This window comes from Nostoc sp. FACHB-892 (genome assembly GCF_014698795.1).
Taxonomy (GTDB): domain Bacteria; phylum Cyanobacteriota; class Cyanobacteriia; order Cyanobacteriales; family Nostocaceae; genus Nostoc.
Genome location: NZ_JACJTR010000006.1, coordinates 179,099 through 193,150, shown reverse-complemented (window position 1 = coordinate 193,150; position 14,052 = coordinate 179,099). Strand labels below are relative to the sequence as shown.

General features: G+C 40.5%; 13 protein-coding genes and 1 tRNA gene. 9 read left to right on the top strand and 5 right to left on the bottom strand.

Going from position 1 to position 14,052, the window contains the following annotated elements:
- The first annotated feature begins 460 nt into the window (after window positions 1-460).
- A complete protein-coding gene (locus H6G96_RS10755) occupies window positions 461-661 on the top strand; it encodes a hypothetical protein (protein ID WP_190911435.1) in 201 nt (66 codons plus the stop codon).
- Window positions 649-1,674: a PleD family two-component system response regulator gene (locus tag H6G96_RS10750; RefSeq protein WP_190911434.1), complete on the top strand. Its 1,026-nt coding sequence runs from the start codon at window positions 649-651 to the stop codon at window positions 1,672-1,674. Before H6G96_RS10755 ends, H6G96_RS10750 begins: the two co-directional genes overlap by 13 nt.
- A gap of 191 nt (window positions 1,675-1,865) precedes the next feature.
- On the opposite strand, the gene H6G96_RS10745 is transcribed toward H6G96_RS10750, so the two are convergent.
- Entirely contained in the window at window positions 1,866-3,071 is a 1,206-nt protein-coding gene (locus H6G96_RS10745) for a histidine kinase (protein WP_190911433.1), read from the bottom strand.
- 572 nt (window positions 3,072-3,643) lie between these two features.
- On the opposite strand from H6G96_RS10745, the gene H6G96_RS10740 reads away from it, so the two are divergent.
- The 4 genes from H6G96_RS10740 to H6G96_RS10725 all read left to right on the top strand — a co-directional run bounded on the left by H6G96_RS10740 (window position 3,644) and on the right by H6G96_RS10725 (window position 8,563).
- On the top strand, window positions 3,644-3,943 hold the full coding sequence (locus tag H6G96_RS10740; RefSeq protein ID WP_190911432.1) for a hypothetical protein: 300 nt from the start codon (window positions 3,644-3,646) through the stop codon (window positions 3,941-3,943).
- A 720-nt stretch (window positions 3,944-4,663) separates the two neighbouring features.
- On the top strand, window positions 4,664-6,055 hold the full coding sequence (locus H6G96_RS10735; protein WP_190911431.1) for an S-layer homology domain-containing protein: 1,392 nt from the start codon (window positions 4,664-4,666) through the stop codon (window positions 6,053-6,055).
- Between the two features lie 404 nt (window positions 6,056-6,459).
- Entirely contained in the window at window positions 6,460-7,482 is a 1,023-nt protein-coding gene (locus H6G96_RS10730) for an SGNH/GDSL hydrolase family protein (protein ID WP_190911430.1), read from the top strand.
- A gap of 37 nt (window positions 7,483-7,519) precedes the next feature.
- Entirely contained in the window at window positions 7,520-8,563 is a 1,044-nt protein-coding gene (locus tag H6G96_RS10725) for a M42 family peptidase (protein ID WP_190911573.1), read from the top strand.
- A gap of 152 nt (window positions 8,564-8,715) precedes the next feature.
- Here H6G96_RS10725 and H6G96_RS10720 read toward each other — a convergent pair whose 3' ends face one another.
- Window positions 8,716-9,492, bottom strand: a complete 777-nt coding sequence (locus H6G96_RS10720) for a DUF3883 domain-containing protein (RefSeq protein WP_190911429.1) — start codon at window positions 9,490-9,492, stop codon at window positions 8,716-8,718.
- Window positions 9,493-9,602: 110 nt separating this feature from the next.
- On the opposite strand from H6G96_RS10720, the gene H6G96_RS10715 reads away from it, so the two are divergent.
- The gene (locus tag H6G96_RS10715) at window positions 9,603-9,812 is read left to right on the top strand and encodes a hypothetical protein (RefSeq protein WP_242063236.1); all 210 of its coding nucleotides are present in this window, start codon (window positions 9,603-9,605) and stop codon (window positions 9,810-9,812) included.
- A 389-nt stretch (window positions 9,813-10,201) separates the two neighbouring features.
- Here H6G96_RS10715 and H6G96_RS10710 read toward each other — a convergent pair.
- Window positions 10,202-10,273, bottom strand: a tRNA-Thr gene (locus H6G96_RS10710).
- A gap of 33 nt (window positions 10,274-10,306) precedes the next feature.
- Between H6G96_RS10710 and H6G96_RS10705 the strand changes: the two genes are divergently transcribed.
- Window positions 10,307-10,564, top strand: coding sequence for a DUF3493 domain-containing protein (locus tag H6G96_RS10705; protein ID WP_190911428.1), 258 nt, complete (start codon window positions 10,307-10,309; stop codon window positions 10,562-10,564).
- A gap of 493 nt (window positions 10,565-11,057) precedes the next feature.
- On the opposite strand, the gene H6G96_RS10700 is transcribed toward H6G96_RS10705, so the two are convergent.
- The gene (locus H6G96_RS10700) at window positions 11,058-12,752 is read right to left on the bottom strand and encodes a DUF1565 domain-containing protein (RefSeq protein ID WP_190911427.1); all 1,695 of its coding nucleotides are present in this window, start codon (window positions 12,750-12,752) and stop codon (window positions 11,058-11,060) included.
- 469 nt (window positions 12,753-13,221) lie between these two features.
- Here H6G96_RS10700 and H6G96_RS10695 point away from each other — a divergent pair, with 469 nt between their 5' ends.
- Complete coding sequence (locus H6G96_RS10695; RefSeq protein ID WP_190911426.1) at window positions 13,222-13,758, top strand: alpha/beta hydrolase; 537 nt, start codon at window positions 13,222-13,224, stop codon at window positions 13,756-13,758.
- On the opposite strand, the gene H6G96_RS10690 is transcribed toward H6G96_RS10695, so the two are convergent.
- Window positions 13,755-13,952: a hypothetical protein gene (locus H6G96_RS10690; protein WP_012412012.1), complete on the bottom strand. Its 198-nt coding sequence runs from the start codon at window positions 13,950-13,952 to the stop codon at window positions 13,755-13,757. The two genes, H6G96_RS10695 and H6G96_RS10690, sit on opposite strands and share 4 nt — an antisense overlap.
- Between the last annotated feature and the right edge of the window lie 100 nt (window positions 13,953-14,052).

The following is a 14,052-nucleotide window of genomic DNA, read 5'->3' as shown; positions in this document are numbered from 1 at the left end:
TATTAATTTTATTATAGTATATCTTCATTTAAATTTAGCTAAAAAATAATCTATTTTTTAATTTATTAAACTATACTGAATAAAATTTAATAAAACTTTTACTTCGTTTTTTGACGTGAACTTATTGATAAATAAAGCTTTGCTCCAAGTTTAATCTCAATCTTATATAATTATACTCAACCTCCGCAGCACTTACCAAATAACTAAATAAATTTAAGTCAAGGATACTTGTATTTTGCCTTAAATATCTTTGAAGCATAACTTGGCGATCATTTTAACCTGTATCTTTAGGTTTCTAAACTGACTACAGAACTAAATAATTAAGATGTGCATTTGCAATTCTCAAAAAAATTTCAATTTGACTTTAGCAATGGGGAAATATAAAAGTAACATTTCCTCCCATAACCACAGCCGAACAGAAAGGTAACAATTGCCTTCGTGTTCCAATTATAGATTGTCTATGCAACTTAGTTATCTACCGCTTGCTTGGCTCACTAACATTGAGCAGTCTATTGCCAAAAAACAGTTGATTGTGAAGCTAGACACACCTTTGCCACAAATCCTGGCATTGATGAAAACAGCGATCGCTCCCATGCAATTGAGTTGCACACCCTTTTTCAGGATAATCCCGCAAGTGGAAGGCAGCTCATGTCAGGCATAAGCTCATTTTCTGTATCTAAGCAACCACCACTGATTCTAGTGGCTGATGATGACAAAACCATCCGCGTGTTGTTGCGTAAAGCTATGGAACAAGAGGGTTACCGAGTGGTCGAGGTCAGTGATGGTAAGCAATGTTTAGATGCTTACGAGGCTATCAAACCGGATATAGTTTTGCTAGATGCTGTAATGCCTGTAATGGATGGTTTTACCTGCTGTAAGCACTTGCTTCAGATTGCCAGGAATAATTTAATCTCAGCCCTTGCAACCTTTGATACTGACTCGACACTTAATAATACTGTGATTTCTAAGATATGGGAGCGCACTCCCATATTGATGATCACGTGCTTGGATGATGAAGAATCCGTAGACCGTGCTTTTGACGCAGGGGCAACTGATTATGTGACTAAGCCAATTCACTGGCCTGTCTTGCGCCAGAGGTTACGCCGACTACTACAGCAAGTGCAAGTATACAAACAATTAGAGGCGGCAAACCAAGCTTTGCAGCATCTTGCCAATGTAGATGGCTTAACTGAGTTGGCTAATCGTCGCCGTTTTGACGATTACCTCAATACTCAGTGGATTAATCTGGCACAAGAGGAATCTCCTTTGTCAATGATTTTGTGTGATATCGATTATTTTAAGTTTTATAACGATAAATATGGTCATCCTGCTGGAGATGTCTGTTTACAAAAGGTGGGTGGTGTATTAAGCCTCAAGGCGCAAAAACATCAGGATTTAGTAGCGCGTTATGGTGGAGAAGAATTTGCTGTGATTATGCCATACACGCCTGCATCTGGAGCAGTTCATGTTGCCGCAGCGATACAAGAGGGAATAAAAGATTTGCAAATTGTTCACGATGGGTCTGCGGTGAGTCAGCATATCACCCTAAGTATGGGCGTGGCTACTGTTGTGCCCACTTGGGAATCCTCACCTTCAGATTTGATTGTCCAGGCAGATAAAGCACTTTACCGAGCTAAGGCCGGGGGGCGCGATCGCTTTGTCTCAAGTTTTTAATTGTCATTTGTCATTTGTCATTTGTGAATGACCAAAAATAAAAAAGTACAGAGCAAGTAAATTTATTTATGGAAAATAAAAAAATGTATTTCAAGACACGTAGTGCAAGAAATACTACGTCAGTTGACTCAGAGCAAATAAATTTATGGGCTTGGTAAATTTTTGACTTCCCCAAAGGGGCTGACCAATCCCTAAAAAGGATAAACTGGTAGTGTGAAGTGAAACCATGCTCCATTATTGGGGGCAGAGTCTACCCAAATTTGACCATAATGTGCCAGGATAATCCGTTGGCATAAAGAAAGACCAATCCCGTAACCTGCTGTACCTTCATCCCGTTGCAGGCGGAAGTGGTTTTCAAAAATGCGATCGCGATTCTCTACAGGAATACCAGGCCCAGTATCACCAATACTAAACTGAACTTTTTGGGTAGTACGGTGCAATCCGGCAACACTAATCTTGCCACCTTCTGGGGTATATTTGATGGCATTATCCAACAGATTCACTAGCACTTGACGGATGCGTTCTGGGTCAGCATATACATAGGGCAAATCACTAGGAATATCTATTTCTACCTCTTGAGATTTGGCGGTGTAGCGATCGCACAATTCTTCTAGTACATCTAAGAAAAGTTTACCTAGTTGTACTTTTTGTGGTAAAATGGGAAACTCTGTATCTTTGCCACGACCTACCTCTAAAAGATCAGCAATCATCCGATTAATAACCTTAGTTTGATTGCGGGCTTGTTTTAATAAATGCGCCGTCATCGATGGCTTAAGGCGCTGGAATTCTCCTGTGTCTGAATTGTAGTTAGACTGGAGAGTTTCGATCGCGATCGCAGCAGCAGTTAGCGGATTGCGAAGATCGTGCGCCAGCATAGAAATCACCCGGTCTTTAAACTGTAGCTGCTCTTGGAGGTTATCTTTTTCTTGCTTCAAACGAAAAATTTCGTCTGAGAGTCGGATTAATTCCGCAGAAACAGCAACTGAACGAATAGTGGATTTGGGTAACATCACCCTAGTATTGTCGTCTATACGTTCTTGTAAGTCTTCCTGCACTTTTAAGTAAGCGTCTACAGCAGTTTGCCAGCGAGGCCACCAATTTTTCAATTGCGCTATTATATTACTCCCGGCCAGAACCTGTCGTGGTTCCGGATGGATTTTGATTAAAGCTGGCGTTGCTATCAATTTAAAGTGTTCTGCTAAGTAAGGTTGTTGTCCAACATCGATAGTTTGAAGTTCAAAACTATACTCAGCCTGCAATTCTTTTAAGTAAGCACGGATTCGCTGCACTTGTTGCCGGGACTTTGGGCGTCCATCGACAAACAGTAACAGCTGGAGTGGAGCCTCAGAATAAATAGGCTGATCCTGGGAAACTTGCATGTAATCGTGTTTCAGCACTGGTAACAACCCGGCGACGCTTTACAGAAAGTAAAATAGACTGACGGTTGTCAATGGTCGTTGTTTTTCTTCAATTTAATATCTATTTTAGATACTTAATACTCCTATCAGTTCTGCGTTTTTGACATAGACATATCTTTTTCAGCCTTTTGCCGCGTTTTGGTTAACTTCATCTCCAAGAAACGCCCTTTTCCTTGAATATAAGTCTTAATTTACCCTGAATCAAAAATTTTCGTCAGAGCTAGCAGGTGAAAGGTTTAAAACTATGTCAATTAGAGTACTTGCTTTGAACAAGCGATTACCCAAGCAAACGCAGATGCTAATTGTATCTAATCTATCAGGAAGCTGTTAACTGTTCAGACCAAGTTTGTAGAGGGCTTTCTCAACCGCCAGTGCATCCGATGAAGTGTCTTTTTTGCCTCTACCCAATCATTACTAAAATTGGGAAAACAGTTACAGATAACTATAGTACTGCCTCTATAACTTGCGAAGCACACCCTCTTATCCAGCCTTCCTAAAATAATCCTTACCTATCCCAGAAGAACAGGAGACGGATTGCCAAAGATAAAACTTTGGATAACCTAGAGGCGATGCCTACGGCGGTAAACTACGCATTTTTAGAGTCAGCACTCACTGTTTTCGAGGCTGCCAAGAAACTCTTGACTACAGTCCAAGTAGCACTTTCCCTAGAAAATCAATTTAGAGATACTAGGAAAACTGCTGTGACACTTGACTGCTTTGCCTATGACCCCGACCCCCAAGAACCACAAACTTACGCTAAGTTCCTGAAATTGCCTAATATTGGCATTTTGTACCTATTGCCTTATTCAGCTTACCATCGTCAGATGAATAATTTCCAGAATCGATTTTAAGCTAGCGTTAGCGAACTTTATCTATTCCCCTCTTTGGGTGAGGCTAAGGGGGGCTTTAATTCTAGTCTATCACTTCAGTTGGTTGGCGTAGGCATCGCACCAACCTAATGCATTTGGAAGGAGATAAAGCTTTTAGTACCTACACTCTTATTTGGTGGCCTCCCTTTAGCGATCATTTTTGGATTGGTCAAGTACTTGCTTAGAGCATCCAAATCATAAAACTCTTATCTAGCAGGTATTTCACGTTTATTTATGTTTTTTTTTCAAAAATGTTAGTTTGCCAGAATTTTAGGGAACTCTATAAATAAGCATGGGAATTATCAAAACCTAATGGCTGTAAAACGAAGACAATACGGTAGCTTTTGCTACCGTTTACTCATTTTTAGAGATATTATCATTTTTACCAACAAAGACATTTACTAAGAGGACGTTGTGAGTCGGTAGTGTCTTTTGGTGATAAGCTGATGCGTGCCTTGTATAAAGATTTACGGTCGTTAACTGTTGACGGTTAACGGTTATCAGTCAACAGTCATTGGTCATCAGTCTTCATATAAATGTTCAAGTTAAATACGTAACAGCTTATTAATAAGCTAGAGAGGCAGAGGAGCAGAAATAAATGGGTTTTTACCCAATATTCCATTCCTAATGCCTAATGCCCCATGCTCATTTAATGAACAGTCTGCGCTAGGGTAGAAATTGAAACTCAATTTGTGATATCCTGTGCTTCCCTGTAAACGTCCATCTGTATTTCTAATTTGGGCTGTTCTACTGACTTCGTTAGCAGCCTGTGCTAACAGTCCAATCACCAAAAACCTTGAAGAATCTTTGGCGGCAGATCCTAAACTGCAAAGCAATCCAGTTGTCTTTGGAGAGTCTCAGGGTAACCAACCGCAAGCACAGCAGAACGAATCTACACTTCAGTTACCAGCTGATTTTCCCAAAGATATACCTCTATATTCCAATGCCAAACTACAGGAAGTTACACCTGCTAGTGGCTCAGAAAACAGAATCTCAACTCGTTGGTTGAGTTCTGACCCCAGCAACTTTATTGCTAGCTTTTATAGTAGCCAGTTTCAAACAAATAACTGGCAGATTTTGCAACAGCCAAGAGATGATTCAGGAGGCGTGTTTGAGGCACGTCGCAACAATTTGCTGTTGAAGGTTTCCATTCAGCCTAAAGCAGTTACTAACACTACCCCCAATCAACCCCAAACAGCCACTGAATTACTGATTGACTACGTACCGAATAATACTACAACGGCACAATCTACCCAAACTATAAATCCTAACGAAAATACTAACGCTGTTCCTCAACCAGGAGATTCACAATTCATTGGCCCGGTACAACCTACAAATTTGGCAGCACAGCCACCAAGTACGGCTAATAACCAAACAACTTCTACAGCCACAGCCGAATCTCAGGAATTCAACGATCTGAATAAGGCACCCCAAGAATGGCGGCAATATATCCAAGACTTGGCTGCATTAGGTGTTTTATCTATAGAACCAGAGGCAACCAAGAGCAATACTACCACAACTAACCAGTTTGAACCCGGTAAAATCGTTACACATCGGGAATATGCTCGTTGGCTAATTGCTGCTAACAATGCTATGTATGCCAGCAATCCAGCTAAACAAATTCGCTTGGCATCAGAAACTACTCAACCAGTTTTTAGTGATGTATCTGCAAAAGACCCTGATTTTCCAGCAATTCAGGGATTAGCCGAAGCTGGGTTAATTCCCAGTCCTTTGTCTGGAGATTCTACAGTAGTTTTGTTTCGTCCTGATGCACCCTTAACGCGGGAACAGTTGCTGCTGTGGAAATTACCTCTAGATACTCGCCAAGCTTTACCCTCTGCTAACTTAGATGCGGTCAAACAAACCTGGGGTTTCCAAGATGCAGCGCGAATTGACCCCAAGGCTTTAAGAGCAGTGTTGGCTGATTACCAAAATGGCGAACAATCGAATATTCGGCGGGTGTTTGGTTATACGACTTTGTTTCAACCCAAAAAACCAGTAACTCGTGCTGAGGCTGCTACAGCTTTGTGGTATTTTGGCAGTCAGGGTGAGGGTGTGTCGGCTACTGAGGCTTTGAAATTAAAAGGCGGTTAGTCTATCGGTATCATAAAAGTGAGCAATTACCTTCTAAAAGGTGGTAAATTTGCCATTTCTTTTTGAAATAACTATTTTTTATAAATAAAATGTAAATCTAAGTATTTTCAGCGTTTTTACCCGTGTTTAATGAATTTTTGGTGCATAGTTAAGTAAAACGCGTAATCTAACTCAATAGGCGTACTTAGTTTTGAAGTAAGTCACGTAGGGGCAATTCATGTAGACGCATTAGCGAAGCGGTAGCGACGTTCGCGTAGCGTCTCGCAGAGAAGGAGCGTCAGCGGCTTCCCGCAGGGTATTGCCCCTACCGCCTGTAGTTTTGCGTAAGTCCTAGATAAGTCGTCAGACTATCGCCCTTTCATTACACTTTTAAACAAATTAAAAAATATCATGGGTAAAAAAATATGAAAAAACAAGCTGTAGCAGCAGGATTTGTTCTCTTATCTTTCATGTTGCCAACCAAAGCCTCAGCTGCGAGTTTTGATTTTGATCAGCTTTATGTATTTGGCGATAGTCTTTCCGATACAGGCAATATATATAATGCTACTGGAGGAACGTTCCCTCAAAGCCCACCTTACTTTGAAGGACGTTTTTCCGATGGGCCACTCTGGATAGATTATCTTGGAGATCAGCTAGGGTTAAAGCCTACTTTATTAAGTACTATTCCTTCCACACCTTCTACACAAGGGATAAACTTTGCTTTCGGTGGTGCTAGCTCTGGTTTAGGTAATGCTCTTGTTCCCGATCCAAATTTACCAGGAGTACTCCAACAAGTCCTTGGTTTTGCTGGAACTCTGCAAGCAAATAACCAAACTGCTAACCCAGATGCACTTTACACATTGTGGGGAGGTGCAAATGATTTTCTTTTTCCTAACCCCGAAGACTCTACCACGCCAATCAATAATATATCTCTGGCGTTGAATACTCTAGTAGGAATCGGCGCGAAAAATATTTTGGTGTTTAACTTGTCAGATTTGGGACAGATACCAGCAGCTACAATTGACGATCGCAACCCTGCAACCCTTAGTAAATCGACTAGTGAGTTTAACTTGGGTTTAGTACAAACTGTTACTGCTTTGAGTCAAAACCCAAATCTCAATATCATCCCTATTGATACTTTTTCTTTATTTAATCAGACAAGTGCATTAGGTTTTACGAATGTAACCGAGTCTTGTCTATCTAGACTAGATATATGTGACCCAGGTAACAACAAGTTTCTCTTCTGGGACGATTTCCATCCAACTACTGCTGCTCATAAGGTGATAGCAGATACTGCCCTAGCAGCGATTGAGGCTAAGTCTGTCCCTGAACCTGCAATAAACTTGGGGATTTTAGCGGTTGGTGCATTTGGTGCGGTAGGAGTGCTGAAGCGTCAACAAAAAAGGTCAGCACTTGTATTAGCCGATCGGGTTGTTGATGCACAATAGTCTCATATAACGGTTGAAAATTAAACTAACTGTATTGATGTGGGATTACGATCGCTTATTTGAAATTATTGAAGAATTAATCATGCACCATTCTCCTAGTGGTGTAGAAGCTGAGATTAACCAGTTGTTGATGCAACGATTTGCAGCACTGGGTGTAGAAGTATGGTGCGATCGCGCCGATAATATTATTGCCAAGATTCCAGGGAAAAGCTCAGACAGAGCGATTGCTATCACCGCACATAAAGACGAAATTGGCGCAATTGTCAAGAATATCGCTGATGAAGGTCGTGTGGAAGTCCGCAAACTCGGCGGTTCTTTCCCGTGGGTTTATGGCGAAGGCGTTGTCGATTTACTCGGAGATAACGAAACCATTAACGGTATTCTCAGCTTTGGTTCCCGCCATGTTTCCCATGAATCGCCCCAGAAAGTGCAGCAGGAAGATACCACTGTTAAGTGGGAAAATGCCTGGATTGAAACGAAGCTCACTACGGCTGAATTAGAAGCAGCTGGCATTCGACCTGGAACTAGAATGGTAATCGGCAAGCATCGCAAGCGTCCAATTCGGTTAAAGGATCATATTGCTGGTTACACTTTGGATAACAAAGCCTCTGTGGCGATTTTGCTCGCTTTGGCTGAGAACCTGAAACAGCCAGTTGTTGATGTTTATCTGGTGGCTTCAGCAAAAGAAGAAGTGGGAGCAATTGGGGCGCTATTTTTCACCCAAAATCAGCGTTTGGATGCCTTGATTGCTTTAGAAATTTGTCCATTATCTGAGGAATATCCTGTTAAAGATGGGGAAAGTCCTGTACTTTTATCTCAAGATGCTTATGGGATATATGATGAGGGGTTAAATGGACAACTGCGCTATAGTGCCAAGCAACTCAATATGCCAGTGCAGTTAACAACTCTGAGTGGGTTTGGTAGCGATGCTTCAATTGCGATGAAATTTGGGCATATTGGGCGTGCTGCTTGTTTGGCATTTCCCACACAAAATACACATGGATATGAAATTGCTCATTTAGGAGCGATCGCTAATTGTATTAATTTGTTAAAAGCTTTTTGCGAAACTGAGTTTGAGTAATATTTAAAGGTTTTTATTTAGAGGAGCGATGCCTACGGCGGTAAACTACGCATATCAACCCAAAACAGCGTAAATTTTTCTGGTTGTCGAAAATGTGCGTAGGCGTAGCCCGTCGTAGACATCGCCACAATATATAATGAATAATACTTAGATTACCAAGTAAAAGATTTAGAATTAAAAGTTATTTGTCTTTGTAATATAATGTTTCTTGTAAAATTCATTTTGCTTACAGGATCAAAAATAATACTAAACTTTGGAACATCTTCCAAACTACTTACGACGACAAGAGCATAATCATTTTTATATTCCTGCGCCTTCCAAAATTCATTATTTGTTAATCTTACACTACCATAATTAGATTTAATACCTTTTATTTCAGCTAAAAATGCTTTTTGGAAAACATCTACTTGAAAATCGTAGCCATCTCCAAACGTTCGGGCATCTTCTAAAAAACCATCTTTAAATTCGTGGATACTTTGATAATTTTGTATAAAAAACAGTTCTGCTGCTTTCCCAGTATCTTGTAGTTGCTTAAATTTGCTCTTTAAAATAGGGCTTATAGGTTTCGCATTTATAGTGTCTATACTACTGATTTTTTTATGTAAGTAGAGTTTGATAATATTTGCATAAGATTTATAATTTTCTGAACCAAAAAGGGAATCAATTAGTATTTTCCGATGAATATATGTATTTCCCTTTTGCCACCATCCTTTTCTTGCATTATCAAAAAAAGGATCAAATAAATCTTGTCTATTTTTTATTGTCCCTACAGTTTTAGCAATACCAGTGTTTACAAGATAAAGAAAAAACTCTTGCTTAGTTTTAAAACTAAATTCTCTAACAAAATCCATATCAAATTTAGCTAAACCATATCCAATTAAATTAAGAATTTCATAATTCTCATGTTTGTTATTATTAGCTCGGCTCATAAATTTGACTATGAACTTAGAAGAATAAAGTAATAATTTAAATAGTTTTAATATCAGCGATTACATTATATCAAGCAGCATCTAGAATTGCGGGAAAAGCTCTATCCGAAATGTCTGAACGAATGCTAAGTGGAGTTGCAACTGTCTACGGCAGAAACAGTATGGAGTATTCCAAAGCTGGCGGCTCTAATCGAAGACGAAGTAAACAACATAGTTCAAAGGTTACTCCAGTTGTAGCGGTTCTTACTACTCAACCTACTCAAGCTGCAATTGCGAATGCGTCAACTAACGGTAATGGCACAACTCCTCTGCTGCAATAATAATCCACACCTACTTAAACAAGAAATCAGATCCCCGACTTTTTAGAAAAGTCGGGGATCTTTTTGTCGCCAACATTTTGTTATATCGAGGATGCGATCGCCATATAAAAATCTGGGTGTCTTTGCTACATCACGAAAGTTGCCTGGAAGCTCAAGTTTGCTTTGATTTTTAGCTGCGGCGATGTCTGCGACGGGCTTTTCTACGAGAGGCTATGCCAACGCCTACGCTCCCGAATTAGTAGTAAATACCTGAATTCCTGGCACTGTCACATAATCACCATCATCAGTCATAATCTAGATTTGATGACAATAATTTGTCACAACGACAAATAATTAGTCACTGTACATGATTTGTGTCAAACTTGACTATTGAGCAATACTTTCATCAAAGCCGATGATGGGATTTGAACCCACGGCCTGCTGATTACGAATCAGCTGCTCTACCACTGAGCCACATCGGCGTACACAATCTAAGAGTATAACATGATTTAATCATGGTAGATCAAAATCGCAAAAATCGCCTTAACCCTGAACAATACGCCAGCCTCAAAGCAGAAATTGCCGCTCCTTATCGCGGCTTCAGACAATTTATTTACATTGCTTTCGCTGCTTCTGGCTCAATTGGCGCATTTGTCTTTTTCTTCCAAGTGCTTGCCGGACGCAATCTTGAGAGTGCAATACCAAGTTTAGCTCTCCAATTAGGAATCGTTGCCCTAATGGTCTTCCTCTGGCGCTGGGAACAGCGTCGGTAACGAAGCACCCAATCGGGTAAAAATTCTAATTCCTGAAGGGAGAAATTTTAGTGGTTATTTTTTTATTACTTTCTTTTTATATATCTTTATATTCTTCACATTTATTAAGGCTTTGATGAAGATGAAAATATCAAAAGAGAAAAAATAAAAAAATTATTAGGAAATCTCAAAAAGCAAAAATTTCTGAGAAACTAGAAATCGTTGAAACGGGGTCAGCCCATATAAAGACCCTGACCATAAAACCAATTACATTCAAATGGGGTCAGCTATATTTAAAGACCCCAAATTTTATATTTCAAAAACCCTAAAATTAATAAAACTCACAATATTGAAAGCGCCAGACTGATAATTTGTTAGTCTGGCGCTTCAATTTGCTAACTAGTACAGCACGGCGGAAATAAACCACCCTTTTAAGGTATCTAGAATCCTTGCGAATTACGAATTACGAATTACGAATTACGAATTACGAATTACGCGCAGAGGTACTAGGCATTTACTGAACTGTTACCAAATAGGATGAAGGAATTGGTTGGGCACGTCCAGCATTGACAAGTGCTTGATAAACAAAGGCAGCAACTTCGGCTCTAGTCGCTTCACGATTAGGATTGAGTTGCTTCGCTGTGGGATAGTTGACCACTAGTTGCCGTGCAGTTGCCGCAGCAACAGGAGCGATCGCATAATTAGGAATTTGGGCAGCATCGGTGTAAAAGGAAAGGACATTCTGATTACTCGCTGTTAAGCCCAAACCATTAGCTAAAGCGACTAACGCCTGCACTCTGGGAATTTCCTGTTGTGGCTTAAAAGTGCCATCAGGATAACCAGAAACAAATTCACTCTGGTAAGCAGATTGAATTGCAGCGTTAGCCCAGAAATTACTTGGTACATCCTTAAATTTAATGGCTGCACGTTTAGTTGCTGGTGTTAGGGCTTTAGTGACAATAGTGGCGAATTGAGCGCGGGTTACAGGATCATTTGGTTTAAAGCTGCCATCAGGAAAACCAGCAATAATATTTTGAGAAGCTAAAGCTTCGATGTAAGCTTTTGCCCAATAATTTGCTGGCACATCCTTAAAGGCGACAGGCCCTCCAGGCGGTACGTCAACAGTTGCAGCAACGAAATTTACTGAGCCGAAAATCTTTTTCTGATCAATATCGTTGCCAACAGCGAGGATTTGACTGGTTTTTGTGGCGTTGTTCACATCATAACGAGTGTTATTGCGAATAAGATTTCCACCAGGATTTTCATTAGTGCCAAGATCGGGTAGAGCATTGACAGTTGCTATTATTCCATCCCGCTTATTGTTCTGAATAACATTCTTACGCAGTACGGGCTTTGCTGATTCGGAGATATAAAGACCGTCTTGGTTTTGGATGATTTGATTCTCCACAATTAGAGGTGTGGAAGTACCACCGATTGCTAAACCAAAACCAGTATCTTGAAATAAGTTATTCCGAATTTCTCCTTGGGCAGTTCTAGCAATTGAAATCCCGTTGCCTTTGTTTTGCACAAAGAGATTACCTTCAACTGTGGGATTGCCTGTACCCGTGACAAAAACACCCTCTCTGACACTGTTAGTAAAAGTATTGTTTTTGATAATCGGATTAGTTGACTCCACCCACACCCCCGTACCCCGGCTATTTGGGTTGGTGACAGTGACACCTGCGATCGTGGTATCTCGATCGGCAAGCATGGTAATGTCTTGTCTTGCAAAGGTACGACTAGTGTAAAAACCTCCACCTGTAATCAATATCCCCTGACCTTTAGTAGCTTCATCACCCCGCAGTGTTACCCCTGGTTTCAGCAACAACGGGAAGGTTTCGCCACTTTCTTGGTTATAGTTCCCAGGTGCTAACTGAATAACCGCACCTGGTTGGGCTTGACTAAGAGCGAAACTGATGCTTTTGTAGGGTGCAGTTGAGGTAGTACCAGCACCAGCACTATCTACACCAGTTTGTGGATTAACGTAAATCGTTGCGGCTGTTGTTGGAACTTGCGCTGTGAGAGTTGGGGCGATACCTTCTGGGTGACTAGCACCAGCATTAACCTCACCAGGTAGTAATATTGACCCACTAGAAACGACTAACAAAGCTGTTAGTCCGGCTCCCAGGCGTAAAGTATAACTGAGATGACTGCTAGAAAAAAGGCGAAAATTTTTCGCTAGAGCAATGTGAAAACCCCGGTATTTCATTTTTTCCGTCTGTGATGTGATGAATTATGGTCGAATAAGGTTGAAGGTAGCAAGCAGCCTTGTAGCTGCTGTAAAACCCATGCAAAACTATACTGGATGATTAGCAATGATCCAGCTAAATTCCTTAGATAGATCACAGAACTTATACATTAGTTATATTTTTTTATTCAGAAAATTCTACTAGTACACTGTAGCCGAAGTGTGCCTAGCTTTAACAAGGAGTTTTTATACTAAGTCTTGTTAATTGAGATGGCATCTGGATTTTCACCAAGCTAAAGCTGTACTAGGGACTTTCCGCATGAGGCGATGGCTATCGACAAGTCTCTCGCTACTTTATCTAAGCGCTCATCCTGCCTTTACTACAACTATTGAATAATTTATTTTTTTGTATTACCTAAAGCTAGATGCTGTAAATAATATTACTGGAATATCATCACAGTAAAAGCAAAGCTATTGGAAATCAGGAGAAATGCGTTTTAAATTTTTAGGGCTGCGTCGCGCCTTAGTTTTACTAAGTAGTACCTATCTTCTACTTTTATCCACTCCTGCCTTTGCTGCGGAACGAGTAGTGCTAAACTATGGTATTTTCCGTGAATCGCTTTCTGTAGAAGAGCTATCCACCTTTGCCCAAACAGGTGAACTTTCACGTTCACTACGAGTTAATTTTGCTTTGGCGCGACAAGATCCCAAAGTTATTCGTCAGTATTTAACGGAGCCAGTAAAGGTAAACCTTCTATTTTTAGATAGAGTACTAAATAGCTCTATCGGTAATATTATTTTGGATCAAATTAGTCAAGTTATTTATACACCGTCTCGCAGAGCAGACAGGCAGGCTTTGCGGGCCGCTTTGGTACTTTCTGCGAGTCAAGACGGGCAGGTGTCAGTAATCGAAATTATTGAAAATTATCCCACTAACGAAGTGGAAGTTGATGGCAAACGCTTGGAAAGTGCATACCGTCAACTCCGTCGCTTGCAAACAAGCGTACAAGATTTACTTAATTTTTAGTAAGCTAAAGTTTCTAAAGTTTCTCTTAAATACCGTTGTACCTGCTGTTCCAAGCGAATTCCGTGTAATTGAGCATCGCGTTCTAGTTGCCAGCGTTGAAAACCGGAACTAGTGGATATCGCACATTTGAGACTATACCAAATTTCAGTATCAGCAGAAAATTGGCGATCGCTAGAAGCTGGAATTTGAGCCATAGTTCCTCATTCCTTTGTTTTAACTTCAACGGTAATTGGGCATGGGCCATGGGGCATTGGGCATTGGGCATGGGGCATTGGGTATTAATTATTTTCCCTC

Excerpts from the sequence above, each read along its gene's own strand:
- H6G96_RS10755 (WP_190911435.1), top strand. The coding sequence starts at position 461 with ATGCAACTTAGTTATCTACCGCTTGCTTGGCTCACTAACATTGAGCAG.
- H6G96_RS10750 (WP_190911434.1), top strand. The coding sequence starts at position 649 with ATGTCAGGCATAAGCTCATTTTCTGTATCTAAGCAACCACCACTGATT.
- H6G96_RS10730 (WP_190911430.1), top strand. The coding sequence starts at position 6,460 with ATGAAAAAACAAGCTGTAGCAGCAGGATTTGTTCTCTTATCTTTCATG.
- H6G96_RS10725 (WP_190911573.1), top strand. The coding sequence starts at position 7,520 with ATGTGGGATTACGATCGCTTATTTGAAATTATTGAAGAATTAATCATG.
- H6G96_RS10720 (WP_190911429.1), bottom strand. The coding sequence starts at position 9,492 with ATGAGCCGAGCTAATAATAACAAACATGAGAATTATGAAATTCTTAAT.
- H6G96_RS10715 (WP_242063236.1), top strand. The coding sequence starts at position 9,603 with ATGTCTGAACGAATGCTAAGTGGAGTTGCAACTGTCTACGGCAGAAAC.
- H6G96_RS10705 (WP_190911428.1), top strand. The coding sequence starts at position 10,307 with ATGGTAGATCAAAATCGCAAAAATCGCCTTAACCCTGAACAATACGCC.
- H6G96_RS10700 (WP_190911427.1), bottom strand. The coding sequence starts at position 12,752 with ATGAAATACCGGGGTTTTCACATTGCTCTAGCGAAAAATTTTCGCCTT.
- H6G96_RS10695 (WP_190911426.1), top strand. The coding sequence starts at position 13,222 with ATGCGTTTTAAATTTTTAGGGCTGCGTCGCGCCTTAGTTTTACTAAGT.
- H6G96_RS10690 (WP_012412012.1), bottom strand. The coding sequence starts at position 13,952 with ATGGCTCAAATTCCAGCTTCTAGCGATCGCCAATTTTCTGCTGATACT.